The following is a 23,256-nucleotide window of genomic DNA, read 5'->3' on the forward strand; positions in this document are numbered from 1 at the left end:
GCCCGGCAAATGTTCCGACCACTGCTGATGAGGAGCGCTCGGTCACGCCCTACTTCTGACCACCGCGCGACCACACACCGCCCGGATCACCGCGAACCCAGGACGATCCATAGAATTCGGTCGGCGTCGACCCTCGCCGGGATCTGACCGTCCTCTCGGGCCGGCCATATGCGAGACTGACGACGTGCAGCCGAAGCGTAGGGTTCACTTCGTGGGCAGCCTGCCCGCACAGTTGGACAGTCCAGCGAAGGCGATGGCGTTCGCTGTCGAGACGGCCGGTGAGTTCCTGGACGGCATGGTTCCCGGCGGCGAAGCGGATCCCTATCGCGCCCAGTGGTACATCAGACCCCTCATCGACCGGCTCGACGGTATCCCGGCGCTGGAGCCGGTGCGCCGCGGTGATTGGTCGACGCTGCGTTCCCGCAACACCTTCCGGCTTCGCGCCGGCCGATCATTGGGTGAAGCGGATATCGACGCCGCGCTCGGCTATGCGGAAGAGGCCGAGCGTGCCATCGAGGCATTGGCCGATATGCGCCGAACCGATCCCGGACTACGCTTACAGGTAGGAATACCGACGCCGTTCGTCATCGGTTTCATTGCTTTCGAGGCACGAATGCTCGTGTGGCGTCGACGCTCCACCGGCCGCGGTGACCGAAACTTCCCCTACTACCGCCCGATCGTCGACGCGACCGTCCGGGAAATCGTCCGAATCCACGAGACGTTGCGGGACAACGTCGTTTTCCAACTCGAACTTGCCGCGGAGACCCTCCTCTGCGCGCGGATGCCCGCGATCGCGCGGCAGGCTGTGGCCACCGGGGCAGGTCGGGCGATCGCGCGCCTCGTAGCACGGGCACCCCAGGGAGCCCGTTTCGGAGTGCACCTCTGCTACGGGAGCCTCGACGACAAGCCGGCCGTGGTGCCGGGATCGACGGCTGCGGTCGTGGCGCTGGCCAACGCGATAGCGCGATACTGGCCCGCGGGCAGACATCTCGAGTTCGTCCACCTGCCTATCGGCGACGGCAGGCAGGCACCGGTCCGACCGCGCTACTACGAACCCCTGGCACACCTCGAATTGCCTGCCACTACACGTGTTGTCGCCGGGCTTGCGCATCCGGCGCAACCGCTCGCGCAGGCCCGGCAGAGTCTGGCGGCGGCGGAGTCGGCCTACGGCGGCCTGTTGGACGTCGCGGCCCCGTGTGGTCTGGGCAGATATAAGACGGTCGACCGGGCGCGGTCCGCAGTAGCGCACGCGGTCGCCCTGGCCGAGACCGATCTGTGAAACGTCCTGCGGTCACGGCAGCCGCCGCCGTCCCTCGACGCCGGTCCGACCCGTCCCGGAGCAATTCGGCCGGGCAGAGCGCCGACTCGTTCGGGTCACGCATCCGCCACTGCGTACGAGACCGAAAGATCTTCGGAGCAAGGCACACCCGAGGTGGCCGTCGGCTACGATTGCACCCGTGGTCGAAGGAATCGAAGGGCCTGCGCCGGAAAGCAACCGGCTGCCGCGCCCGTTCGACACGGATAAGCTGACTTCCGCCCGGGTGTACGACTACCTGCTGGGCGGAAAAGACAATTACGATGTCGACCAGGACATGGCCCGTCAAATGTTGTCCAGCACACCCGAACTCAAGACGTTGGCCTGGTTCACCCGGAGTTTCATGCACAAAGCAGTCGAGACAGCCGCTGATGCCGGTATCCGTCAGTTCATCGATCTCGGCTCGGGTACCCCGAATTCGCCCAATGTGCACGAGGTGGCTCGGGAGGTCGAGCCGTCGGCGCGGGTGGTGTATGTCGACTACGACCAGATCGTCGTCACCCATTGCGATGCGCTGCTGGCCCGATCGCCCGGTGTCGCAGCACTGTGGGGAGATGTTCGTCGTCCTCACGATATTCTCGATGAGCTGGTCGACCTCGAGCTGATCGACCTCGACGAACCCGTAGCAATCACCCTCGTCAGCGTGCTTCATTATGTGATGGACCACGAACACCCCGCCGAGATCCTCGCCGCCCTCCGTGACCGGATCGCGCCGGGCAGTTATCTGGCGATCACTCACGGCTCCAGTGATTCCTCCCCGGAGATACTCCAGGTACTCGCCGGCACCAATGACACCTCGGCCCAGGTCGCCTTTCGGTCCACCGCTCAGACGGAGGCATTCCTCACCGGCTTCGAGTTGCTCGAACCTGGTGTGGTGCCGGTACAGCAGTGGCTCCGCCCCGGCTTGCCGGATACTCGCATGGTCATGCTCGGTGCCATCGGCCGCAAACCGTGAGGAGCCGAGATGGCCAGAAGTAGTCTCGAACACGCTGATTTCTCGGCCACCTGCACAGTCGAGCGTGCAACAGGTGCTGTTCCGGTCCATCAGAGGATGAAAATGAAGACCCTCAAAATTGTCGCTGGTGTCATCTCGACCATCGCAACGGTCGCCGCGGTCACCACCGGCGCCTCGGTTGTCAATGCTCCTGCCGCCTCCGCGGCGCCGGGTGAGTTCCTCATCACCCGGGAGGTCCCTACCCTGGAAGATCTAGACGCCCAGGTCGCTTTCCTGATCGAGAAACCCGCCTCCGACGAGGCCAAGGCGGCCAATATGGAAGGCGGTATGAGGGCCGTCGTGGTGGCGCGCACCCTCTACAACACCGGCCTGTATCGAGCTCCGCGCGGGTCGAACGAGATCACCGGTCCCGAAACCCACGACGGCAACGTGCACACCGCTATGCTGCGCAGTAAGTCAGCGGGCCAACCGGATCTGGTTGCGCGGGTGGTCTGGAAGCGTATCGACGGTGTCTGGAAGCTGTCCAACAGCTCCGTATGCGAAGGCGTCAAAGCCGTAGGGCTGGCGATGGCCTGCGATTTCTGACCGGCTGCGAACACCGTGATCGACATCCGTGACCTCACTCTGGGCTATCCAGGCGTCACCGTTCTCGAGATCCCCGAATTGACGGTGGCCGACGGGGCACTCACCTACCTGCTCGGTCTCAACGGCACCGGTAAAACCACACTGCTGCGGAGTATCTGCGGCGTCATCGCGCCCACCCTCGGCACCATCCAGGTCGACGGCACCCTCGTCCGGGCCCATCACACCACACCGGCAACGCTCGGACTGCATATCGACTACCGGGCCTTCGACCCACGTCACACCGCACGGCGGCACCTACGCTGGATCACCCGCGCCCGCGGGCTCCCCACCGGGCGGGTGGGCGACGTTCTCGAGATCGTCGACCTCGCCCGGGTCGCCGATCGCCGATTGGGGCACTATTCGCTCGGTATGCTCCAACGTGTCGGCATCGCCGCCGCATTACTGTCCGAACCCCGAACCCTGTTGCTCGACGAACCTCTCAACGGCCTCGATATCGCAGGCATCCGCTGGATACGCGAACTGCTGCGCGACCTCGCCGATGCCGGGACCTGTGTCCTGGTTGCCACGCATCTGCTCGATGAGGTCGAACGCAACGCCGACCACATCGTCATCCTCGGAAACCGGCGCATTCTGGCCGACCAGCCGTTCGCCCACCTCATGGACACCTTGGGTCCTGGCGAGACCAGCCTCGAAGACGTCTATCTGCGAATCGCCGGCCTGCCTACCGATCTCGTGTCGGGCACGGCCTCATGAACAGTCCCGGTGCGGCCACACTGATCCGCCGCGGCATCGCCGCCGAATGGACCCGCACCACCGGGCGCAGTTTTCTGTGGTTCGTCGCAGTTCCCCTCACCTTCGTACTGCCGCTGATCGTCACCTTCGCAATCGCCGCTGTCGCAGAACGGCTCGCAAGCCTGCCTGGGCAGAGTTACCTGGCCACAGTCTCCACAACCAACTCGGTGTACTGGGTGATCACCTTGTCCGTATCGGTCATGATGGTCACCACCGCCTACGCCCACGCCGCGCAATGGCGCGGTCAGACAGGTGATCTCAATGCGTTCCTGTTTCCCCGGTTCTGGACGGTTGCGCTGGCCCGGTGGTTCTACTACGGCACCATCACTGCGGTATCGACAGTTGTTCTGCTCGGCGTCGTCATGGTCACGCTGCCGACCCAGTTCCCCCAGATCTATGGTGCTGTGGACATCACGGACTCGGCCGGTATCCGGTTCCTCTGGACCGTCCCGAGCTACGGATTCGCCGCTTGCGGTGTGGGTGTCGCGGTGGGGTCATTGATTCGCACTCCGTCCGCCGCTGTGGCCGTCCTGCTGTTCTGGGTCTATGTGGCCGAGAATTCCATCAATATGTTGCCCCACGGGTACACTTTGCAGGCCTATGCCCCGTTCCTCAACGCCGTCGCCGCAACCGGCCAGGAAGTCGCGTTCGTCCCCCGCTTCGGACGCAACGGATCTCTGCTCTACTTCGTCCTGTTCGCAGTCGTCCTTTTCGTCGCCGCGGCTGTCCTGCCTGCTCTGGTTCGCAAGATTTCGGCTTATCGCAGAGCTGCGGTCACCAAATCGGGTGCCTGATTCACGGCGCCGGCTGCGGGGTCGTCACGGTAATCGAATCGGCCGCACCGTTACCGGGAGACCGGACGAACCTCGAGCGGAAGCTTGCCGATCCCAGGGATCGGCCCCATGGCCCGCGGTACCTTCTCGGTGACGACCGGCCGAAACTCCCACTTCGACAACAAACTGTGGAGCGTCGTCTGTAATTCCATCCAAGCAAAATTGTTGCCGATACACATCTGATTGCCCATGCTGAACGGGACGAAGCTCCGGCATTTCGTCCCGGAGCTCGAGGCCGGCCACCGATCGGGGTCGAAAGTGTCCGGCTCGGCGAATATATCCGGGTTTCGATGAATGGCCGCAATACTGTAGCCGATATCCGTCCCGGCCGGAAAGGTGAAACCGCCGAGATCGACAGTGGTGACGGTACGTCTGGTTTGCAATAGCGGTGAATGGATCCGCGTGACCTCGTTCAGGAACCGGTTCAGATAGTCGAGCCCGCCGAGGCTTCGGGGGTCGAGTTCCCCCGCATCGGCGATCTCCTCCCGCAGTCTCGAAGCCACCTCCGGACGCTGCGACAACTCGTACAGAGCCCAGGTCAGCGTGGTGGTCGAGGGGTCGATTCCACCGAAGAGTACGGTCACGGCCTGCTCTGCCAGGAACTTGTCACTGCGGTGTCCGTCGTCTGAGGAATCCAGCAGGATGTCGATCAAGTCGTTGCGGCGATCACCGCTGACCCGGCGCGCGACGATCAGATCCTGACAGTATTCCCGCAGTTGCGTGCCGGCAGACAGGAATTTGCGGTTCACCGGTAACGGCAGGTTCGCAAGCTTCTTGGGCAGCACACTGCCTACCATGGCACCTGCGCCTATATCCTCGACCAGACCCGAGATGAACTGCAGCTCTCCGGTATCGGGTTTATGCGAGAACATGGACTCGAGCACGTTGGCGATCACCACTTCCAACATTGCCGAACGAGCCTCGATGTTGTGGCCCGGCCGCCACGAACTCGCCAACGCGTCCGCGTTCCGCTTCATGATATCCGCGTGACTTTCCAACTCTTTTCGATGAAACGCAGGTTGAAGCAGACGGCGAAGATCCCTGTGCTGCTCACCGTCGGCCACGATCAGCGATTCGCCGAATATGAGACGGATTCGTTCGAACAGGAGCCCTCTCTCGTAGGCGTCGGAGTTCTCGACCAACACCCTGTGGAGTAGTTCGAAATCGGTAATGACATAGACGACGAGACTGCCGATATCGACACGTACGATTTTCCCGATGCCCGCCAGATCCGCCATGAACCGGACTGGATCACGCCACATTCCCCAGCCGTGTCCGATAACAGGTAAACGGCCGGGTCCGCACGGGACGTCGCGGATATCCACTGTATCTTGCCCCTTACTATCGGCAGGTTCAGACCACGGAATTCGGCATATCAGATCGGATCGCCGAGTCCTGTGGTCGATCCACACGTTACCTCAGCGCGGATTCGCGCGGCGGCGAGTCGGCATGCGAATACGTCTGTCCCACAGTGCAAAATGCCATGCTGCGGACGGAGCGCCACTCCGGCACGGGATCGGTGCCGGTCATGCCGCCGCCGACGGGACGCGGCGTTGAACGCGGCTTCGGTTCCGTGTCCCGCGCAATGGGCGCTCGTCTTCGATCGCGCCGCCGGCCGAGACCGATGCCCCAACCCTTCGGCGCTAGCCGACTTTGTCGAGGAGCTCACGCAGGAGCAGCGGGGTTCTGCCCGGTGGATGCGCGTAGCCTGCACACAGGGTGTCCATCAGCTTCCGGTAGCGCTGCAGATCGGCGCCTTTGTCGAGATAAAGTGCGCTGGTGAGCTGTTCGAGATAGACGATATCGGGCAGTTCGTCTTCGGGGAAGCGCAGCATGCTGAAGGACCCGCCTTCGGCGGGCGTGGGCCCGGCGGATTCCGGGAGCACCTGCATGGTGATATTGGGCTGCTCGGTCAGCTCGAGCAGGTGCTGCAGCTGGTTACGGGCCACGCACGGATCCGGTGGCAGCCTGCGCAGCACGTGCTCATCGATGACCGCCCATACACTGGGCGGGTTCGGTGTGCGAGTGAGTATGCGCTGGCGGCGCATCCGCATATCGACGAGGCGCTGGGCGTCCTCCCGGGAATCGAGACCGAAGACGTAGCGGGCGTATTCGGCGGTCTGGAAAAGGCCCGGGATGTAGTGGGTTTCGTAGATGCGAATGCCGAGGGCGGCCTGTTCGAGACCGACATAGGTCTCGAACCAGGAGGGCAGTAGGTCATTGTAGCGATGCCACCAGCCCGGCTGGTTGGCTTGACGAGCCAGCGCAAGGAACCGGTCGCGCTCGTCGGCGTCGTGCACGCCGTACAGCGTGAGCAGGTCGCCCATATCGCGTGGTTTGAATCCGGTCCGCCCCAGCTCGAGTCGGGCGATCTTGGATTCGGTTGCGCGCAATGCCTCACCGGCTGTCCCGCGACTGATCCCGCGTTCCTCGCGCAGTTTGCGTAGCTGGACGCCGAGCGCGATCCGCAAGACGGTGGGTCCCCGTTCGACGGAAGCTTCGGCCGTCGCGCCACCGTCATGGTCGAAACTCGCTGCCGTGGAGTCGGCCCTGGCTGTCATCGACTCGACTCCCATCCAGTACGAATCCATATCCCCTCGTGGCTGCACCCCCCGCAACACCTTACAGCATGAAGCTATCGAAGCGGCCGCCCTTGATCTCGCGCAGCAAGGCAGCGAACTCCGCGCGCCCGAGGGTCAGAACGGAGCCCTGTGGGTCTCGGGAGTTGCGCATTCCGATGCAGTCGCCGGAAATACGCCCCAGCTCGACACAATTGCCGTTCGGTCCACTGTAAGAGCTTTTCCGCCAGGTGGTGGCACTCGGGAGCGATGGGGACTCGGGGGTGGGATCGGACACGACACTCTCACTGTTCTTGTCGATGAACGAGATTCGCGGCCTACTGTACACACAGATGCACATGCAGTTGCAGATCCATTCGAAGATGCAGAAGCATCTGCCGTTGCATCTGCACCCAGAGTTCGGAACACTGTCGCGAGCCGGAGACGCCTGGTGTGAGGATGCGACGCGGGTAGTCGAGTGTTGTCCCTCTGACAGGAGACGTTCGGCCCCAGTTCGTCTCGCGGGCACAACCGACAGGCCCACCCTCGCGGCCGGGGTGGCGAAAGGCCGGCACAACCGGCGGTGTTGCCGTGCAGACGGTGCGCAGCCGGCCGGACCCGTCCGGATCGGCATGAGGGATTCGAGTCGTCCCGGTGCGGGGTGCAGAGTCCCCCGGACCGGGAACCTTTAGCCGCGGGGGAAGCCGAATGAAGCGAGAAGGGCCGCGTACGACGACAACCGCCGACGGGATGAAGACCGCGGTCTGGTCGCTGACACAAAGACGCCCGTGGATTCGGCGCGTGTCGCTGCTCGGCGACCCGAGTCCCGCGATCCAGTGGCCTGACAAGCCGCTGCCACTGGCGCAACGTGGAACAGTCGTATTCGCCGAAGACACGGGACCGCTGGATCTCGCCGATGCCCGTGAGGTGTTACCGCAACATCAGGACCTGTGGGATGCGGTGCAACGGGAGTTCTGGACGGCTCTACTCGACTCGAGTTCCCCCGGCCGTGAACGGCCGGGATCCCTGCGATGCGCTGCGGCCGTTGATCACCCGCCGCGAACGGTTGGGCCGGTTCGTGCTGCGCCGCGATGGCCGGTTACCTCGCGGGCACCGAGCGAACCGACATAGCCATCCACCAGGGCACGGCGCTCCCTGCCCGGTCACAGCCGCGCGTCATTTCGCGGTGCCCCGCCTCCACACCGCGCCCGAACCGCCGCGAGCCCACGACTCGGACCAGTCCCACAGCGACTGCAGGGCTTCGCTGAGGCCCACCCCCGCCGCCGAGAGTTCATAGGCACCTTTCGGCCCATGCCGGTCCACCAATCCTGATACCTGCAACTGCTGCAGGCGATTCGACAGCATGCTGGAGGAACAGTTACCCATCCTGCGGCGCAACTCCAGGAACCCGAGCGGTCCGGGTTCGAGTTCCCACACCACCCGCAGCATCCACCGCTGTCCCAGCAACTCGATCGCGGTGTGGACCGATTCATGGGCCGGATCGCCGCCCTTGCTCACCTCGGGACCCCCACCATTTGCGCTTCTCATTCAGAAGCACCATAGTTGCTTCTGAATCAGAAGCACTACGGAGCCGGGAGGCGATGCGCAATGACCCGTTCGAGCCCGAGCCGACGGCGAATCGTGCTCATCACCGGCGCCTCCCGCGGCGTAGGTGCGGCGACAGCGCAGCAGCTCGCCGGCCCGGGCACACACGTCGTGGTCAACTACCGGGAAAAGCGCAAACGAGCGCTGACCGTGGTCGACGGAATCGTCGCAGCGGGTGGCAGCGCCTCCGCGATGGGCGCGGATCTGTCCGACCCCACCGCGGTCACCGCCATGCTCGATGAAATCCGCGCCGAGTTCGGCAGGCTGGACGTACTCGTGCTCAACGCCTCCGGCGGCCTCGAACGCGGTGCCGACCCGGGCTACGCCCTGCGCCTCAACCGGGACGCACAAGTCCGAACGGCCACACTCGCGCTCCCGCTGATACCCGCGGGCGGGCGTATCGTTTTCGTCACCAGCCATCAAGCCCACTTCCTCGACCGAGGTCGTCCACTGCCACCGGGCTACGAGCCGGTCGCCGCGAGCAAACGTGCGGGAGAGCACGCACTACGAGCACTGATCCCGGATTTCCACGCCCACGGAGTGGGTTTCGTCGTGGTCTCCGGCGATATGATCGACGGCACGATCGTCGTCCGTCTGCTGGAACGCCGCGACCCCGCAGCCGTCGCTCTCCGCCGCGCCGGTGGACCGTTACCCACCCTCGGCCAATTCGCCGACGCCATCGCCGAGTCGATCGATGCGCCGGTCCCCCATGGGCACACGATCTACATCGGCGGCCACGACTACCTCACGGCCGGCGTCTGACCAGATGAGATTCCTCCGACTGATGGTCGGCCGGATAGCTCAACGCTTCAACGACCGACAGATTTCCTCGGCGAGCGCAGGATTCCCGGCGGCAATGAAAGTCTGGCGCCGGTTCATTGCCCGATTGATGGATTCCATCGAAACCAGATCACAGTCCAGCGGCAGTGGGGTGCCGTGCAGATCCGTCACGGTTCCGCCCGCCGCATGCAGAATGTAGTGCCCCGGGGACAGGTCCCAGACCGCAAACCCTTTGGCGAACTCGACCATTGCGTCCGAAAAGCCGGCCGCAACGTGACACAGGCCGATGGACCCGAAATCGACGCCGATACGCCCCTTCGCCTTTCCGTCAGCAGAGACAACACTCAATGCGTCGATGAAATCGTTCTGCCGGGCGAGCGCCCGGAACCGTTGTTCCGGCCGCATCAGGTAGTTGGTGACCAGAGCTTCGGACAGACTTGCAGACGAGGGCCCGCTCAACCGGCGCTCGACGCCGTCCGCGGTGATCAGAAACGCAATGTCCGCACCGGTCGCGTCCCGCGCAGCAACGTACACCTGGCAATGGTGGAAGATGTCCCCGAAATATACGGTATTCAGCGATACCCGATCGCCGAAGCTCGCCGCACTGATCGCCATCCAGCACATCATCGAGCACAACGCCGAAGTATTGGTGGTCCCACATCTCACCACCGCGGGGCTGACGAACGACCGCCGGTGGCAGGTCGTCGTCGCTGCCGCCGACCTCATCACTGCCGATGGCCCGGTCATCGGCTAGAGAGGGTCGCCGGCTGACGTCGGGAACTGTTCGCATAGGCAACCTCGACCGAATGGGTGAGCTGGTAGACCACAACAGGCCGGGTTTCGGGTCCTGCGGACAGTCGCGACGCCGCTACATGTCGAGACCGAGGTCCAGCACTCGTACAGAGTGGGTGAGGGCGCCTACGGCGAGGTAGTCGACGCCGGTGCGGGCGTAGTCGGCGGCCATGTCGAGGGTGAGGCCGCCGGAGGATTCCAGTTTCGTATCCGGGGCCAGGGTGTTGCGGCGCTGGACGGCGGATTGGGTTTGCCAGAGGGGGAAATTGTCCAGCAGGACCAGCTGGACGTTTTCGGCCAGGACCTCGTCGAGCTGGTCGAGGGTGTCGACTTCGACCTCGCAGTCGATATCGGGGGCGGCGGTGCGCACGGCGCGCAGGGCGTTCACCACCGAACCCGCGGCGACGACGTGGTTGTCCTTGATCAACGCCGCGTCGCCCAGGCCCATCCGGTGGTTGACGCCGCCGCCGGCGCGGACCGCGTACTTCTGCAGGGCGCGCAGGCCGGGGAGGGTTTTGCGGCTGTCGCGGATGCGGCAGTTCGTGCCCGCTACCGCATCGACCCAGGCGGCGGTGGCGGTGGCGATACCGGAGAGGTGGCAGAGCAGGTTGAGCATGGTGCGTTCGGCGGTGAGCAAGCCGCGGGTGGGGGCGACCACGCCGAAAACGGTGTCGCCGGCGGCGATGCGGGTGCCGTCGGGGACGCGTTCGGTGAGCTCGTAGTTGCCGGCGCCGATCACCTCGTCCAGCACGAGCAAACCGATATCGATACCGGCTACTGTGCCCGGCTGCCGGGCTACGACCGCGGCCTTCACCGCGGCGTCTTCGGGAACCGTGGCAACGGTGGTGATATCCGGGCCGTACCGCAGATCCTCGTCGAGTGCGGTGCGGATGAGACCGCGGACTGCCTCGGGATCGAGTGTGGCGTCCAAAGTCATTGTCAACTCCTCATATCCGATTCTGTGCGGGTCATTCGACCGGAAGACACCGCCGCGACTCTGCGACCGCCGGGAACGCGATAGAACGCTGTGCCCGTGCTGAGGTCGCGTACCGCAGGGCACCGCGGCGGCCGGGCCGGCTACCGGCAGGCACGACGCATCCGCTGCGCGACCTATAGCCACCGCACCCGCATACCGGCACCGGGGCGGTCCGGTCGGCTACCCGCGAAAGCCCGGTCACGAGGCCGCCAGCGGTGCGGCGCACGACGCGCCCGCGTCGCCGCCGTTCCGCGGCCCGCCGGCCCATTCCGCCGCGATCTGCGGTGTACCTGTGCTGTTCAACTGCACCGCGACAGGTCGCGCCCAGCCCGGCGCCGGGGCCGGGTGATCGGCACGGGTATGGCAACCGCGGCTCTCGATACGCGCCGAAGCGGCCAGCAGCAGCGCCTGGGCGGTGACCGTCAGGGCGGCGTCTTCGTACTCCGCGATCAGGTCCGCCGGCCGCTGCGCCGCCCTGTACGACCCGTTCATCTGCGACGACAGCCTGCTGCCGGTAATCCCCGTTCGAGCCACGGTGTGCCGCGCGCCGGGGATGCCGAGAAGGTCACCTGCCTGCGCGAGCCCCCACCCGTCGCGGACGACCGAGGCATGCTCGGTCATCGTCTGCTGCAGCAGACTTCGCTGCAGTACCGTCCGCTGCGCGGCCGGCCGATCGGGGACCAGCGCCGGTTCACCCAGTCGTTCGAGTGCCGCCAGTCCCGCGCGTTCGCCCATCACCAAACCCTCGAGCAGGCTGTTCGAGGCCAACCGGTTCGCACCGTGCAACCCGGTACGGGCGACTTCCCCGGCCGCGTAGAGTCCCGGAACCCCGGTCCGTCCGTGCAGGTCGGTGACCACACCCCCGCATTGATAGTGCGCGGCGGGCGCGACCGGAATCAGATCACGCCGGGGGTCGATCCCCACGACCCGGCACGAGGTCGTGATCGTCGGGAATCGATGGACGAAGTCCGGCACATCGCGGGCGTCGAGGTAGACGTGGTCCTCGCCCAGTTCCCGCAACCGGGCGGCGATGGCCCGCGACACCACGTCCCGCGGGGCCAGGTCACCGCGCGGATGAACCCCGGCGGTCACCGATTCGCCGCGGGAATCGACGAGCACCGCACCTTCGCCGCGCACCGCCTCGCTGATCAGCGGCTGCCGGCCGAACCCGTCGGGCGAGTACAGGACGGTGGGATGGAATTGCACGAACTCGAGGTCGGCCACCGTCGCACCCGCCCACAGGGCCAGGGCCACGCCGTCGGCTGTTGCCCCGGCAGGGTTGGTGCTCAGGGCATAGAGCTGGCCGAGGCCGCCGGTGGCGAGCAGGACCGCCGGGGCGTGCACGCGTCCCAGCCCGCGTTCGGAGACCGCGAGCACACCCTGCACGCCGTGCGCGTCGGTGACCACCTCGAGTACCGCCGTCCCGAACAGCACAGGCAGGCCTGCCGCCGACAGCGCCCGCTGCACCTCCGCACCGGTGGCGTCGCCCCCGGCGTGGATGATGCGCCGGGTGCTGTGGCCGCCTTCGCGGGTCCGGGAGATCTGGCCGTCGCGGCCGAGGTCGAACACCGCGCCGAGGTCGGTGAGGGCGGCGACCGCGTCGGGGCCCGCTTCGACGATGGAACGCACCGCGTCGGGGTCGCACAGGCCACCACCCGCCGCGAGCGTGTCGGCGACATGGGAATCCACGGAATCGCCCTGCGGTGCGACGACCGCGATCCCACCCTGCGCGTATTGGGTGGCCGTATCGCTGGGGCCACCCTTACTCAGGATCAGCACCCGCATACCCCGGCGCGAGGCCGCACGCGCGGCGGTGAGCCCCGCGACGCCGCCGCCGATCACCACCAGGTCGGCGCGTTCTTCCCAGCCGGGAATCCGTCGTTCACCAATCATCATGTCCTCCACTGCCGTTCACCGGCGAGTGCGCACACATGCGGTCCGCGCCGCGCGGTGTACCGGACGGCCCAGCGTGTCCACCGAGAATCGGGGAACGGCGGAAATCGGTCTCATTCCCCGCCGCCGGGGTTGCCGATCTCGATCATGCGCTGGACCGAGTTACGGGCCAGGGCGGCGGTTTCCGCGTCGACGTGGACTTCGTCGCGGTTCTCCTGCAGGCAGCGCAGCAGCGCGGCGGGGGTGATCATCTTCATGTATTTGCAGGCGGCGCGGTCGTTCACGGCCTGGAAATCGATACCGGGCGCGGCTTTGCGCAGCTGGTGCAGCATGCCGACCTCGGTGGCAACCAGTACCTGGTTCGACTTGGCGGCGCGGGCGGCGTCGATCATGCCGCCGGTGGACAGGATGTGCACCCGGTCGGCCGGGAATTCGCCCTCGCCGGCCAGGTACAGCGCCGAAGTCGCGCAACCGCATTCGGGATGCACGAAGAGTTCGGCGTCGGGGTGGGCCCGGGCCTGCTCGTTGAGTTCGTCGCCGTTGATTCCGGCGTGGACGTGGCATTCGCCCATCCAGATGTGCATGTTCTCGCGGCCGGTTTCCCGTTTGACGTGCGCGCCCAGGAACTGGTCGGGCAGGAACAGCACCTCGCGATCGGGGTCGATGGAGGCGACCACGTCCACGGCGTTGGACGAGGTGCAGCAGATATCGGTCAGCCCCTTCACGGCGGCCGTGGTGTTGACATAGGACACCACCACCGCGCCGGGGTGCTCGGCCTTCCAGTCGCGCAGCTCGTCGGCGGTGATGGAATCGGCCAGCGAGCAACCGGCCCGCTCGTCGGGGATGAGCACGGTTTTCTCGGGGCTCAGGATCTTGGCGGTTTCGGCCATGAAGTGCACACCGCAGAACACGATCGTGCCCTCGGGAGCTTCGGCCGCGATCCGCGACAGCGCCAGCGAATCACCGACGTGGTCGGCCACGTCCTGGATCTCCGGGAGCTGGTAGTTGTGCGCGAGAATCGTCGCATTGCATTGCCGCGCCAGGCGTTTCACCTCGGCCGCCCATTCCGGCGTCGCCTCCACCCCGGTATAGCCCGTGGGCCCGTCGACGATCCGCTCCCGCAGTGCGGTACCCGGCGCCGGGGCCAATTCTGCTCCCATCGTCGCCATGGTCGCTCCTTCCTTCGCGCGTTCGGCAACCCCGCCGATTCGCACTCAACCAGGTTTTCGACTTATGATCGAAAACGTGGACCAGTTTAGCACCATCCATGAATCGCTCACCGCGGTGTTCCAGGTTCGCCGCTTCCCCGCCAATATCGCCGCAGGTGAGAGCGGTCACGACGGGATGATCGACCGCTGCCCGCCGGGGCAGCGCAGCGAACTGGCGGTCCTGCTGTGGCAGCGCGCACTCGACCCGCAGCAGGGCACCTGGTCGCTCCCGGGCGGCCGGTTACGCAACGACGAGGACCTGGACACCTCGGCCCGCCGCCAGCTCGCCGAGAAGGTCGACGTGCGCGAGGTGGACCACCTCGAACAGCTGTCGGTGTTCAGCGCCCCGGACCGGGTGCCCGGGCCGCGCCGGATCGCCTCGGCCTACCTCGGTCTGGTCCCGCTCACCGCCGATCCCCGCCTGCCCGCCGACACCCGCTGGCATCCGGTGTCGGCGCTGCCCGAGATGTCCTTCGACCACGGCACCGTGGTCGGCCACGCCCGCGCCCGGCTGGCCGCGAAACTGTCCTACACCAATATCTCGTTCGCCCTGGCGCCGGACCGGTTCACCATGTCGACCCTGCGTGCAATCTATTGCGCGGCATTGGGTTATGACGTCGACACCACCAACCTGCAACGCGTCCTGACCCGCCGCAAGGTGATCACCCCGACCGGCGATACCGCCACCCCCGGACGAGCCGGTGGACGTCCCGCGTCGGTCTACCGATTCACCGATTCCGGCCTACGGGTCACCGACGAATTCGCCGCGCTACGACCCCGCGGCTGATCTTCCGGATCCACCGGCCCGAAAACCCCGTGCGGCTCGCAGCGCCGTGCCGCTACCGTCTCCGGTACGCGCGGGCCGCGGCAGCGCGCGATCGGGTATGGAGTAACGGCAGCTCACCGGATTTTGGTTCCGCTGGTCCAGGTTCGAATCCTGGTACCCGAGCACTGTTCTCGCCGATCCGCGCAGCCGGCGCCACGGTGACTTCAGGTTTTCATCTGCGGCCGGGGTACCGCGGTACGGCGTTCCGGGGGCGCGAGCCGATCCACCGCCCAGGCGATCAGCTCGACGAACCAGAACAGCACCAGGAATACGGTGACCACGACGGTCGGTATCGCCAGGAACACGACCGAGGCCACCGCGATCACCAGCCACACCGCGAACGCGGCCGGGGTGATCCCCGCCAGCCTGCTTCCCAGCCGGACCGCCGCCCACATCATCCAGCGCCGCGGCCGCGAGACATCGCATTCGCGCAGTGTGCGCCGGAAGATCCCGTCGGCATCGGCCGCGCTCACCCGCTCCGTCCGGCACAGATAGTCGTGCAGGATCGCTGCCCGCGTATACACCCCGTACCGGGGGATGAGCCAGACCAGCGGCCGCGGCACCGAGGCGAAATCGGTGCGGAAATCCGCCGGAACTTCGAATTCCTCGTCCGCGCCCTGATATTTCAGCGGCTCCCGGACCTTCCAGAACTTCCCGTCGATCTCCTCGACCACGAGCGCACTGGTGAACCCCACGTCTTCTCCCTGTCGTCTCCCCGAACGCGCTCAGCCTACGGCCGGGCAGCGGGGTTCGCGCGACAGGCGGGGGGCGGATCCCGCTGCGCGGGACGGCGACGGTACGGGCGAGAAGTATTGCCGGTACCCCTTTTCCGAGCCGAAGGGCCGGGTCACTTCGACAGCGACGGCCCGGGTGGCGATGACTCCTGTGGGGACAGCACCGGATCGGCGCCGGCCGGCGCCGGAGCACCCGAGGGCACCCGTTCGGCGGCGTCGCCGGGATAGAAGGCGTCGTCGTACTCCGGCTCCGCGTACGGCTGCGGGCGTGACTCCCCGAAGGGGCTCATGAACCCGCTACCGAGATCCTCGGTAGCGCTGAGGCCGGCCAGGACCAGGATCACCAGCGCCGCGGTGAGCGGCTGGACCAGCAGGACCAGCGGACTCTCGAGACCGACCGGCAGCGCCACGATCTGCCCGACCGGCGGATCGTCGGGCCGCGGATTGTTCCAGGTGGTGACGGCTTCCCCGGCCCACGCCATCACCCACGCACCGGCGGCCGATCCCAGCAGCAACCCGATGAGCTGGATCGGGCCGCGCATGCGCCGCCACCGCCAGGCCGCGGCCGCCGACAGCACACCGGTCACCGCGCCCGCACCGGCGAAGAGCGCCAGTGCGTCGAACCGGTGCAGGCTCTCGCCCACCAGGGTGGCGCCGCGGCCGGGTTCGACGACCAGCACCAGTTCGGTCGGGGCCAGCAACCCCCAGACCACGCCCGCAACCACACTCAGCACGACCACCGCGGCCGCCAGCACGGCCGCGGCCCGGAGTTCCCTGCGGGCTCCGCCGCGCGTCCCGGACACCCCTACCGCCTTTCCAGCCCGGCGGAATCGATGTCTCCGTGCCGCGAGCATCGGGCCCGCCAGCCGCCGGGGTCGATCTGCACGACCATCCGGCGTCCGCAGTGCGCGCAGAACCGGGGCGGCTCCAGGCCCAGTGCCACGGCCCGGGAGGCCGGTTCGTCGTGCCCGGGCACGACCGGTGTGCCCGTGAACGGGTTGTAGCGCTCGTCCATATCGCCGACAGTACTCATCCGGAGGTGCCTTCCGCGGTTGACGCCGCCGATCAGAATGTCTCGTTGAGTGCCTTGATCGGCATCTGCAGTTCACCGAGCAGGTCGAGGTCCTGTTCGGCCGGGCGGCCCAGGGTGGTCAGGTAGTTGCCGACGATCACGGCGTTGATACCGCCCAGGATGCCCTGCCGAGCGCCGAGATCGCCGAGGGTGATCTCGCGGCCCCCGGCGAAACGCAGGATGGTCCGCGGCAGGGCGAGGCGGAAGGCGGCGACGGCGCGCAGCGCGTCGGCGGCGGGCAGGACCTCGAGATCGCCGAAGGGGGTGCCCGGGCGTGGGTTGAGGAAGTTCAGTGGTACCTCGTCGGGTTCGAGGGCGGCCAGATCGGCGGCGAATTCGGCGCGTTGTTCCAGCGTCTCCCCCATGCCCAGGATCCCGCCGCAGCAGACCTCCATCCCGGCCGCGCGCACCATCCGCAGGGTGTCCCAGCGTTCTTCCCAGGTGTGCGTGGTGACCACGTTCGGGAAGTGGGACCGGGCCGTCTCCAGGTTGTGGTTGTAGCGGTGCACGCCCATCGCGGCCAGCCGGTCGACCTGATCCTGGGTGAGCATGCCGAGCGAACAGGCGACCTGGATATCGACCTCGTCGCGGATGGCCGCCACGCCCGCGGCCACCTGCGCCATGAGCCGTTCGTCGGGCCCGCGGACGGCGGCGACGATGCAGAATTCGGTGGCACCCGTTTTCGCGGTCTGTTTCGCCGCTTCGACCAGGCTGGGGATATCGAGCCAGGCGGCACGCACGGGCGAGGCGAACAGGCCCGATTGCGAGCAGAAATGGCAGTCTTCCGGGCAACCGCCGGTTTTCAGGCTGATGATTCCCTCCACCTCGACCTCCGGTCCGCACCAGCGCATCCGGACCTCGTGCGCGAGTTCGAGCAGCTCCTCGAGCCGGTCGTCACCGAGCCGCAGGACGGCCAGGGTCTGCTCGCGGGAGAGTCCGGTACCGCGGTCGAGCACCTGCTCGCGGGCCACGGCGAGCACATCGTCGACGGATGCTCCGGTGGTGACGGGGGCCTGGGTCACGGGCGAATCCCTTCGTCGGGTGGTGTGCGGCGATCGCGTCGGCACACCGGACTTGAACAGCGTTCAGGACAGGGTAGCGGCAAAGATTGAACAGCGTTCAGGCTGGGGTAGCGTCAGGGACGTATCGAAGCCACGGGAGGACGCACTGTGCAGCTACACCGAGACGACGTCGTGGACGGGGCGCTGGCCATCCTCGACCAGTACGGCCTCGCCGACCTCACCATGCGCCGGCTCGCGGGTTCGCTGCGGGTCCAGCCCGGCGCGCTGTACTGGCACTTCCCCAATAAACAAGCCCTGCTCGGCGCCGTCGCCGACCGCATTCTCGCCCCCATGGAACAGCCCATCGCCGCGACCGACTGGCCCGGAGCCCTGAGCGAACTGGCGCACCGGCTGCGCAACTGCCTGCTCACCTACCGTGACGGCGCGGAACTGGTTTCGGCCACCTATGCGTCGCGCCTGACCACCAGCAAGGGCCGCGAACGGATCGCCGGTGCCGTGATCCGCGCCGGTATGCCCCGCGACCAGGCCGAACTCGCCGCCTACACGCTGCTGTACTACGTACTCGGTCACACGGTCGACGAACAATCCCGGATGCAGATGGATTCAGCCGGCGCCCTGCCGGAATCGTCGCGCCCCGACTCGGCCGAGCCCGAAGAGGCCGCCGATCCCACGGCGCGCTTCGATTTCGGCCTGCAACTGTTCGCGGCCGGTATCCGGCATCGATTGGGCGCGGATATCCGCTGACGGCGTCTATGGCGGCGCCCGCGAAACCGCCGAGTTCGGGGAAAGGTGGGGTATCGACTCGGCGACGGCCGGGCAGAGCAGGCTCAGTTCGCCGGCGCGCCGGTACAGCGCCTTGTCCGGGCATGCCAACTCGACAGTCTGGCTAACTTGAACGGTGTTCAAGTATGGTGTGGCTCGTGACCCACGATCCACTGGCCTGGCTCGATGACCGCGCGGCTGCCCGTGTCTCCGCCGGATTGCGGCGGCGGCTGCGGCCGCGCGCCGCGGATTCGCCGGTGCTGGATCTGGCTTCCAACGACTATCTGGGGCTGGCCCGGCACCCGGAGGTCGTCGCGGGGGCCGTCGAGGCGGTGCGCCGCTGGGGTGCCGGGTCGACCGGTTCGCGGCTGGTCACCGGGACCACCACCGACCACGAGCTGCTCGAAGCCGAACTCGCCGATTTCACGGGGTTCGCGGCGGGGCTGGTTTTCGCTTCCGGATACGCCGCCAATCTCGGTGCGGTGACCGCGCTCGCGGGCCGGGGCGCCCTGATCGTCTCCGATGCCGGCTGCCACGCCTCCCTCGTCGATGCCTGCCGGCTGTCCCGGGCGCGGATAGCGATCGCGCCGCACCGCGATACCTCCGCCGTCGCACGCCTGCTCGCCGAACGCACCGAGGAACGCGCCCTGGTACTCACCGATTCGGTGTTCAGCGCCGACGGCGACCTGGCGCCCCTGGCCGAACTGCACCGGGTGACCCGGGCGCACGGCGCGGTCCTGCTCGTCGACGAAGCACACGGGCTCGGCGTCCGCGGACGCGGCGGGCGCGGCCTGGTCCAGGAGACCGGACTGGCCGGCGAACCGGATGTGGTGGTCACCGTGACCCTGTCCAAAGCACTCGCCGCCCAGGGTGGTGCGGTCCTGGCCGACGAGCGCGTGCGCGCGCATCTGATCGATACCGCCCGCACCATGATCTTCGATACCGGCCTGGCGCCCGCCGCCGTCGGTGCCGCCCGCGCGGCGCTGCGCATTCTGCGCCGGGATCCCGGACTCGGGCAGCGGGTCCTGGATCGCGCCGCCGATATCGCCCGGATCGCCGGGGTCGCGGCCCCCGATTCGGCGGTCGTACCGGTAATCCTCGGCGACCCGCAGATCGCCTACGACGCCGCCCTCGCGTGCCGCGAACAGGGCGTGGAAGTGGGCTGTTTCCGCCCGCCGTCGGTACCCGAGGGCACGTCCCGGCTACGGCTCACCGCCCGCGCCGATCTGACCCCCGCCGATCTCGACACCCTCGCCGCGGTACTGACCCCGGTGCTGGCGCGCGCCCGCGAATACGGGACGGTACCGGCGTGAGCGCGCCGAGTCCGGGGGCGGCAGCGCACCTCCACTACGAAGAGCCCCTGCTCACGCCGAACGAACAGAGCGTGAGTGAGTCGGGCCCGGAAGCGACAGCGCAGCGTCACTACGAAGAGCCTTCCCTTGCGCCGAACGAACACAGCGTGAGTGAACCGAGCTCGGGGGCGGAAGCGCAGTACCACCACGAAGGGCGCTCATACAGACCGCATGAGCACAGCGTGGGCGAGCCGGGCGCGGAGGCGCCGGCTCAGCGCCGGCGTGGACGGACCTCGGGCACGCCCGATCGGCACGGCGCGAGGTTGCTGTTCGTCACGGGAACGTCCACCGAGGTCGGTAAGACCGTCACCACCGCGGCGCTGGGCGCCGTCGGGTGCGCCGCCGGTCTTTCGGTCGCCGTCTGCAAACCCGCGCAAACCGGTGTCACCGCAACCGAACCCGGCGACCTCGCCGCCATCACCACGCTCTCCGGAGTGACCCGCACACTCGAAATCGCTCGCTACCCCGACCCGCTCGCCCCCGCGACCGCGGCCCGCCGCTGCGGCGTCCCATTCCTCACTCTGACCGAAACAGCCTCCGCCGTAGCGGCTCTCGCCGCCACTGCCGATCTGGTTCTCGTCGAGGGCGCAGGCGGTCTGCTGGTGCGGCTGGGCGAGTTCACCCTGCTCGACCTCGCCCGGGAACTCGCGGCACCGGTACTGGTGGTGGCAGCTTCGGGATTGGGGACCCTCAACCACAGTGAACTGACCACCCGGGCGCTCCGGCAGGAGGGTGTGCGCTGCGCCGGACTGGTGGTCGGCTCCTGGCCGGAGCAGCCCGATCTGGCCACCCGGACCAACCGCACCGATCTGCCGCGGGTCACCGGAGCCGAACTGGTGGGAGCGGTACCCGCGGGTGCGGGCTCGTGGCCGCCGCCGCGATTCCGGGCGGCCGCGCCGGGCTGGTTCGACCGGGAATGGATCCGGCAGCAGCTCGGGATCCACCCGCCTGCCGACGAGTTCCGAGCGGAGCGCGCCGCAGCCGGTGCCTAGAGTTCGGGTATGACCACCACCAGAATCAACCAGCCGAGGCCGGGAGATCCCCGCTCGATTCGCCAGTTTTCCGGTTACTGCTGAGCCACCCGGGCCATGACGCCGAACCACCGCGGCCGGTGCGCGAACCGCTACCGGCAGCCCTTCCGAGGGCATGCGAAGCGCCGACGAAAGGCCGTATCGGCAGCGGTCGAACGCCCACGAAAGGCGGTAGCCGGCGCGGGTCTCCGGCCATACCGACACTCATCCGTCCGTACCCGATCAGGAGGGCACCGATGAGCTCCGCGCATCCGGCCGAACCCGACCCCGCCGAGGCCGCGACCGCCCCGCTGTGGCGGGCGGTGCAAGCGTTCCGGCTGGTCACCCTGCTGTATGCGGTGGGTCAGCAGATCGCATCCGTGCGGTATTACGAGAATCAATGGCTGAGTTGGTTTTTCATCGCGCTCATGGTGATCTGGTCCGGGATCTCGGCGCTGCTGCTGGCCCAGGTGCACGGCCCCGGCACCGCACGCATCCGTCCACTGGTGGTGCTCGGCGACCACCTGCTGGTGCTGGGGTTGATCGCGGCGACCCCGCTGGTCGCCGATTACGCCTGGTATCACGGGCATCAGCCGCTGCCCACCACCATGTGGTCGGCCAACGCGGTCATCTCCGCGGCGATTCTGCGCGGGCCCCTGGCCGGGGTCGCGTCGGGCCTGCTCATCGCGGCCACGATCATCACCATGCGGCAGCAGTGGGGTGAGGATGTGTGGGCGGATGCGACGGCCCCGGTGCTGGTGTCGGTGGGCCTGGCGCTGGGCCTGGCCGCCGACACCGCCCGCCGCGCCCAGGAACAACTGCAGCGGGCGGTGCGGCTCACCGCCGCCACCGAGGAGCGCGAACGGCTGGCCCGGCAGGTCCACGACGGGGTGCTTCAGATCCTCTCCTACATCAAACGCCGCGGCACCGAGATAGGCGGTCCGGCGGGGGAATTGGCGCAGCGCGCCGGGGAGCAGGAGGTCGCGCTCCGGCGGCTGATCTCCGAACAGGCCGCCGGGCGCGAGACCGGCGAGACCACGGTGGACCTGCGACCCCTGCTCACGGCACACGCCACGCCCCGCGTGGTGGTCTCCACCCCCGGCGAACCGGTACGCATCGGCCGCTGGACCGCGCGGGAGATCGCCGCCGCGGTGGCCGCCGCCCTGACCAATGTCGATCTCCATGCCGGTCCCGAGGCCCGCGCCTACATTCTGCTCGAGGACACCGGCACCGAACTCATCGTCAGCGTCCGCGACGACGGCGTCGGTATCGCCCCGGGCCGTCTCGTCGAAGCCGAGCACGAGGGCCGGATGGGAGTGTCGCGCTCGATCACCGGCCGGATCGCCGCGCTCGGCGGCACCGCCGAACTACTCACCGCGGAGACCGTCGGCGAGGGCACGGAATGGGAGTTCCGTATCCCCCGTACCTGACTGTACGGCGGCGGCCGGTCCCACGTATGGAATAAATGCGCTGGCCACAGCTCTGATCGGCAAATTTCCCACTGACACTTCTTGCACTCTCCGGGGTAGAGTGCTAAAAATTATCTGTGTCAGATGACAGAGGTTATCTGAGTTCCCTTCGACAATGAATGGAGTGAACTGGAGGTGGCGACCATGCTGATGCGCACCGACCCCTTCCGCGACCTCGATCGCCTCACACAGCAGGTTTTCGGCACGCCGGCCCGTCCGGTGACGATGCCGATGGACGCCTGGCGCGACGGCGACAACTTCCTGGTCGAACTGGATCTGCCCGGTATCGACCCGGAATCACTGGATCTGAATGTCGAACGCAACGTCGTCACAGTGCGTGCGTCGCGGCCGGAACTGGACGCCGACCGGTCGATGATCGCCGCCGAACGCACCCGCGGGGTCTTCAGCCGGCAACTGTTCCTCGGCGAGAACCTCGATACCGACGCAATCCGCGCCGACTACCGCGACGGTGTGCTGCGCCTGGTGATCCCCGTGGCCGAGCAGGCCAAACCCCGCAAGATCGAGATCGCACGCCACGACCACGAGCGTCAGGCCATCAACGCCTGAGCGCCGGGCCGGCGTCCGACCCAGGGAGTCCGGCCATGACCACACCGACCGGTACCAGCGCGAACGAGCTGTCGCGGGTGGATCCGCGGCTGCTGGTTCTGGACCCCGACCTCGAGGAGCTGTTCGCCGAGGTCGCCGAGGCGCTGCACA

25 protein-coding genes and 1 tRNA gene are annotated in these 23,256 nt (G+C 67.3%); 14 read left to right on the top strand and 12 right to left on the bottom strand.

All coding sequences use genetic code 11. The features are described from left to right. Nucleotides 1–211 precede the first annotated feature (211 nt). The 5 genes from ACQEVO_RS20100 to ACQEVO_RS20120 all read left to right on the top strand — a co-directional run bounded on the left by ACQEVO_RS20100 (nucleotide 212) and on the right by ACQEVO_RS20120 (nucleotide 4,441). Complete coding sequence (locus tag ACQEVO_RS20100) at nucleotides 212–1,279, top strand: hypothetical protein (RefSeq protein WP_432915434.1); 1,068 nt, start codon at nucleotides 212–214, stop codon at nucleotides 1,277–1,279. A 178-nt stretch (nucleotides 1,280–1,457) separates the two neighbouring features. Then, entirely contained in the window at nucleotides 1,458–2,270 is an 813-nt protein-coding gene (locus tag ACQEVO_RS20105) for an SAM-dependent methyltransferase (RefSeq protein WP_432915436.1), read from the top strand. Nucleotides 2,271–2,372: 102 nt separating this feature from the next. Next, nucleotides 2,373–2,855 carry a hypothetical protein gene (locus tag ACQEVO_RS20110; protein WP_432915438.1) on the top strand — a complete coding sequence of 161 codons (483 nt, stop codon included), beginning with the start codon at nucleotides 2,373–2,375 and terminating at the stop codon, nucleotides 2,853–2,855. A gap of 15 nt (nucleotides 2,856–2,870) precedes the next feature. After that, entirely contained in the window at nucleotides 2,871–3,608 is a 738-nt protein-coding gene (locus ACQEVO_RS20115; protein ID WP_432915440.1) for an ABC transporter ATP-binding protein, read from the top strand. Continuing rightward, entirely contained in the window at nucleotides 3,605–4,441 is an 837-nt protein-coding gene (locus tag ACQEVO_RS20120; protein ID WP_432915442.1) for an ABC transporter permease, read from the top strand. The genes ACQEVO_RS20115 and ACQEVO_RS20120 overlap by 4 nt, the downstream gene beginning before the upstream one ends. Before the next feature lie 50 nt (nucleotides 4,442–4,491). Here ACQEVO_RS20120 and ACQEVO_RS20125 read toward each other — a convergent pair whose 3' ends face one another. The 4 genes from ACQEVO_RS20125 to ACQEVO_RS20140 form a co-directional block, all read right to left on the bottom strand. After that, entirely contained in the window at nucleotides 4,492–5,892 is a 1,401-nt protein-coding gene (locus ACQEVO_RS20125) for a cytochrome P450 (RefSeq protein ID WP_432915444.1), read from the bottom strand. 231 nt (nucleotides 5,893–6,123) lie between these two features. Further along, complete coding sequence (locus ACQEVO_RS20130) at nucleotides 6,124–7,041, bottom strand: helix-turn-helix domain-containing protein (RefSeq protein WP_432915446.1); 918 nt, start codon at nucleotides 7,039–7,041, stop codon at nucleotides 6,124–6,126. A 61-nt stretch (nucleotides 7,042–7,102) separates the two neighbouring features. Further along, nucleotides 7,103–7,672 carry a DUF397 domain-containing protein gene (locus ACQEVO_RS20135; protein ID WP_432915448.1) on the bottom strand — a complete coding sequence of 190 codons (570 nt, stop codon included), beginning with the start codon at nucleotides 7,670–7,672 and terminating at the stop codon, nucleotides 7,103–7,105. Between the two features lie 542 nt (nucleotides 7,673–8,214). Continuing rightward, entirely contained in the window at nucleotides 8,215–8,586 is a 372-nt protein-coding gene (locus ACQEVO_RS20140; RefSeq protein ID WP_432915449.1) for a winged helix-turn-helix transcriptional regulator, read from the bottom strand. Nucleotides 8,587–8,646: 60 nt separating this feature from the next. On the opposite strand from ACQEVO_RS20140, the gene ACQEVO_RS20145 reads away from it, so the two are divergent. Further along, the gene (locus ACQEVO_RS20145; RefSeq protein ID WP_432915451.1) at nucleotides 8,647–9,405 is read left to right on the top strand and encodes an SDR family oxidoreductase; all 759 of its coding nucleotides are present in this window, start codon (nucleotides 8,647–8,649) and stop codon (nucleotides 9,403–9,405) included. Between the two features lie 39 nt (nucleotides 9,406–9,444). Here ACQEVO_RS20145 and ACQEVO_RS20150 read toward each other — a convergent pair whose 3' ends face one another. Continuing rightward, nucleotides 9,445–9,957 (bottom strand): inositol monophosphatase family protein, encoded by a 513-nt coding sequence (locus ACQEVO_RS20150; RefSeq protein ID WP_432915453.1) that lies wholly within the window; start codon nucleotides 9,955–9,957, stop codon nucleotides 9,445–9,447. A 16-nt stretch (nucleotides 9,958–9,973) separates the two neighbouring features. On the opposite strand from ACQEVO_RS20150, the gene ACQEVO_RS20155 reads away from it, so the two are divergent. Further along, nucleotides 9,974–10,177, top strand: a complete 204-nt coding sequence (locus ACQEVO_RS20155; protein WP_432915455.1) for a hypothetical protein — start codon at nucleotides 9,974–9,976, stop codon at nucleotides 10,175–10,177. 114 nt (nucleotides 10,178–10,291) lie between these two features. Here the strand turns inward: ACQEVO_RS20155 and nadC are convergent, their stop codons facing one another. From nadC to nadA, 3 genes are all read right to left on the bottom strand, one after another. Next, nucleotides 10,292–11,152: a carboxylating nicotinate-nucleotide diphosphorylase gene (gene nadC / locus ACQEVO_RS20160; RefSeq protein WP_432915457.1), complete on the bottom strand. Its 861-nt coding sequence runs from the start codon at nucleotides 11,150–11,152 to the stop codon at nucleotides 10,292–10,294. Between the two features lie 237 nt (nucleotides 11,153–11,389). Next, entirely contained in the window at nucleotides 11,390–13,087 is a 1,698-nt protein-coding gene (locus tag ACQEVO_RS20165) for an L-aspartate oxidase (RefSeq protein ID WP_432915459.1), read from the bottom strand. Between the two features lie 110 nt (nucleotides 13,088–13,197). Continuing rightward, a complete protein-coding gene (gene nadA / locus ACQEVO_RS20170) occupies nucleotides 13,198–14,253 on the bottom strand; it encodes a quinolinate synthase NadA (protein ID WP_432915461.1) in 1,056 nt (351 codons plus the stop codon). Between the two features lie 64 nt (nucleotides 14,254–14,317). Between nadA and ACQEVO_RS20175 the strand changes: the two genes are divergently transcribed. Continuing rightward, the gene (locus tag ACQEVO_RS20175) at nucleotides 14,318–15,079 is read left to right on the top strand and encodes an NUDIX hydrolase (protein WP_432915463.1); all 762 of its coding nucleotides are present in this window, start codon (nucleotides 14,318–14,320) and stop codon (nucleotides 15,077–15,079) included. Nucleotides 15,080–15,170: 91 nt separating this feature from the next. Then, nucleotides 15,171–15,241, top strand: a tRNA-Gln gene (locus ACQEVO_RS20180). A gap of 41 nt (nucleotides 15,242–15,282) precedes the next feature. On the opposite strand, the gene ACQEVO_RS20185 is transcribed toward ACQEVO_RS20180, so the two are convergent. The 4 genes from ACQEVO_RS20185 to bioB all read right to left on the bottom strand — a co-directional run bounded on the left by ACQEVO_RS20185 (nucleotide 15,283) and on the right by bioB (nucleotide 17,946). Further along, nucleotides 15,283–15,813: a DUF1353 domain-containing protein gene (locus tag ACQEVO_RS20185; protein WP_432915465.1), complete on the bottom strand. Its 531-nt coding sequence runs from the start codon at nucleotides 15,811–15,813 to the stop codon at nucleotides 15,283–15,285. A 152-nt stretch (nucleotides 15,814–15,965) separates the two neighbouring features. Next, the gene (locus tag ACQEVO_RS20190) at nucleotides 15,966–16,655 is read right to left on the bottom strand and encodes a DUF2567 domain-containing protein (RefSeq protein WP_432915467.1); all 690 of its coding nucleotides are present in this window, start codon (nucleotides 16,653–16,655) and stop codon (nucleotides 15,966–15,968) included. Between the two features lie 2 nt (nucleotides 16,656–16,657). Next, nucleotides 16,658–16,885 (bottom strand): hypothetical protein, encoded by a 228-nt coding sequence (locus ACQEVO_RS20195; protein ID WP_432915469.1) that lies wholly within the window; start codon nucleotides 16,883–16,885, stop codon nucleotides 16,658–16,660. A 32-nt stretch (nucleotides 16,886–16,917) separates the two neighbouring features. Next, nucleotides 16,918–17,946, bottom strand: a complete 1,029-nt coding sequence (gene bioB / locus ACQEVO_RS20200; protein ID WP_432915471.1) for a biotin synthase BioB — start codon at nucleotides 17,944–17,946, stop codon at nucleotides 16,918–16,920. 147 nt (nucleotides 17,947–18,093) lie between these two features. Between bioB and ACQEVO_RS20205 the strand changes: the two genes are divergently transcribed. From ACQEVO_RS20205 to ACQEVO_RS20225, 5 genes are all read left to right on the top strand, one after another. Beyond that, the gene (locus tag ACQEVO_RS20205) at nucleotides 18,094–18,690 is read left to right on the top strand and encodes a TetR/AcrR family transcriptional regulator C-terminal domain-containing protein (protein ID WP_432915472.1); all 597 of its coding nucleotides are present in this window, start codon (nucleotides 18,094–18,096) and stop codon (nucleotides 18,688–18,690) included. A 164-nt stretch (nucleotides 18,691–18,854) separates the two neighbouring features. Beyond that, nucleotides 18,855–20,021, top strand: coding sequence for an 8-amino-7-oxononanoate synthase (locus tag ACQEVO_RS20210; protein WP_432915474.1), 1,167 nt, complete (start codon nucleotides 18,855–18,857; stop codon nucleotides 20,019–20,021). A gap of 302 nt (nucleotides 20,022–20,323) precedes the next feature. Then, on the top strand, nucleotides 20,324–21,052 hold the full coding sequence (gene bioD, locus ACQEVO_RS20215) for a dethiobiotin synthase (protein ID WP_432922853.1): 729 nt from the start codon (nucleotides 20,324–20,326) through the stop codon (nucleotides 21,050–21,052). 275 nt (nucleotides 21,053–21,327) lie between these two features. Then, nucleotides 21,328–22,500 (top strand): MacS family sensor histidine kinase, encoded by a 1,173-nt coding sequence (gene macS / locus ACQEVO_RS20220; RefSeq protein WP_432915476.1) that lies wholly within the window; start codon nucleotides 21,328–21,330, stop codon nucleotides 22,498–22,500. Nucleotides 22,501–22,683: 183 nt separating this feature from the next. Continuing rightward, nucleotides 22,684–23,106 (top strand): Hsp20/alpha crystallin family protein, encoded by a 423-nt coding sequence (locus ACQEVO_RS20225; RefSeq protein WP_280399159.1) that lies wholly within the window; start codon nucleotides 22,684–22,686, stop codon nucleotides 23,104–23,106. Nucleotides 23,107–23,256 lie beyond the last annotated feature (150 nt).

This window comes from Nocardia sp. CA-290969, from assembly GCF_050936135.1.
In the GTDB taxonomy this organism is placed as follows: Bacteria; Actinomycetota; Actinomycetes; order Mycobacteriales; family Mycobacteriaceae; genus Nocardia.

What these genes read in the sequence shown, in the direction of transcription:
- ACQEVO_RS20110 (WP_432915438.1), top strand. Translation starts at nt 2,373, where the DNA reads ATGAAGACCCTCAAAATTGTCGCTGGTGTCATCTCGACCATCGCAACG.
- nadA (WP_432915461.1), bottom strand. Translation starts at nt 14,253, where the DNA reads ATGGCGACGATGGGAGCAGAATTGGCCCCGGCGCCGGGTACCGCACTG.
- ACQEVO_RS20145 (WP_432915451.1), top strand. Translation starts at nt 8,647, where the DNA reads ATGACCCGTTCGAGCCCGAGCCGACGGCGAATCGTGCTCATCACCGGC.
- ACQEVO_RS20120 (WP_432915442.1), top strand. Translation starts at nt 3,605, where the DNA reads ATGAACAGTCCCGGTGCGGCCACACTGATCCGCCGCGGCATCGCCGCC.
- ACQEVO_RS20195 (WP_432915469.1), bottom strand. Translation starts at nt 16,885, where the DNA reads ATGAGTACTGTCGGCGATATGGACGAGCGCTACAACCCGTTCACGGGC.
- ACQEVO_RS20155 (WP_432915455.1), top strand. Translation starts at nt 9,974, where the DNA reads ATGTCCCCGAAATATACGGTATTCAGCGATACCCGATCGCCGAAGCTC.
- ACQEVO_RS20135 (WP_432915448.1), bottom strand. Translation starts at nt 7,672, where the DNA reads ATGCCGATCCGGACGGGTCCGGCCGGCTGCGCACCGTCTGCACGGCAA.
- ACQEVO_RS20130 (WP_432915446.1), bottom strand. Translation starts at nt 7,041, where the DNA reads ATGACAGCCAGGGCCGACTCCACGGCAGCGAGTTTCGACCATGACGGT.
- ACQEVO_RS20175 (WP_432915463.1), top strand. Translation starts at nt 14,318, where the DNA reads ATGATCGAAAACGTGGACCAGTTTAGCACCATCCATGAATCGCTCACC.
- ACQEVO_RS20165 (WP_432915459.1), bottom strand. Translation starts at nt 13,087, where the DNA reads ATGATGATTGGTGAACGACGGATTCCCGGCTGGGAAGAACGCGCCGAC.
- ACQEVO_RS20210 (WP_432915474.1), top strand. Translation starts at nt 18,855, where the DNA reads ATGGTGTGGCTCGTGACCCACGATCCACTGGCCTGGCTCGATGACCGC.
- macS (WP_432915476.1), top strand. Translation starts at nt 21,328, where the DNA reads ATGAGCTCCGCGCATCCGGCCGAACCCGACCCCGCCGAGGCCGCGACC.
- nadC (WP_432915457.1), bottom strand. Translation starts at nt 11,152, where the DNA reads ATGACTTTGGACGCCACACTCGATCCCGAGGCAGTCCGCGGTCTCATC.
- ACQEVO_RS20225 (WP_280399159.1), top strand. Translation starts at nt 22,684, where the DNA reads ATGCTGATGCGCACCGACCCCTTCCGCGACCTCGATCGCCTCACACAG.
- ACQEVO_RS20140 (WP_432915449.1), bottom strand. Translation starts at nt 8,586, where the DNA reads ATGAGAAGCGCAAATGGTGGGGGTCCCGAGGTGAGCAAGGGCGGCGAT.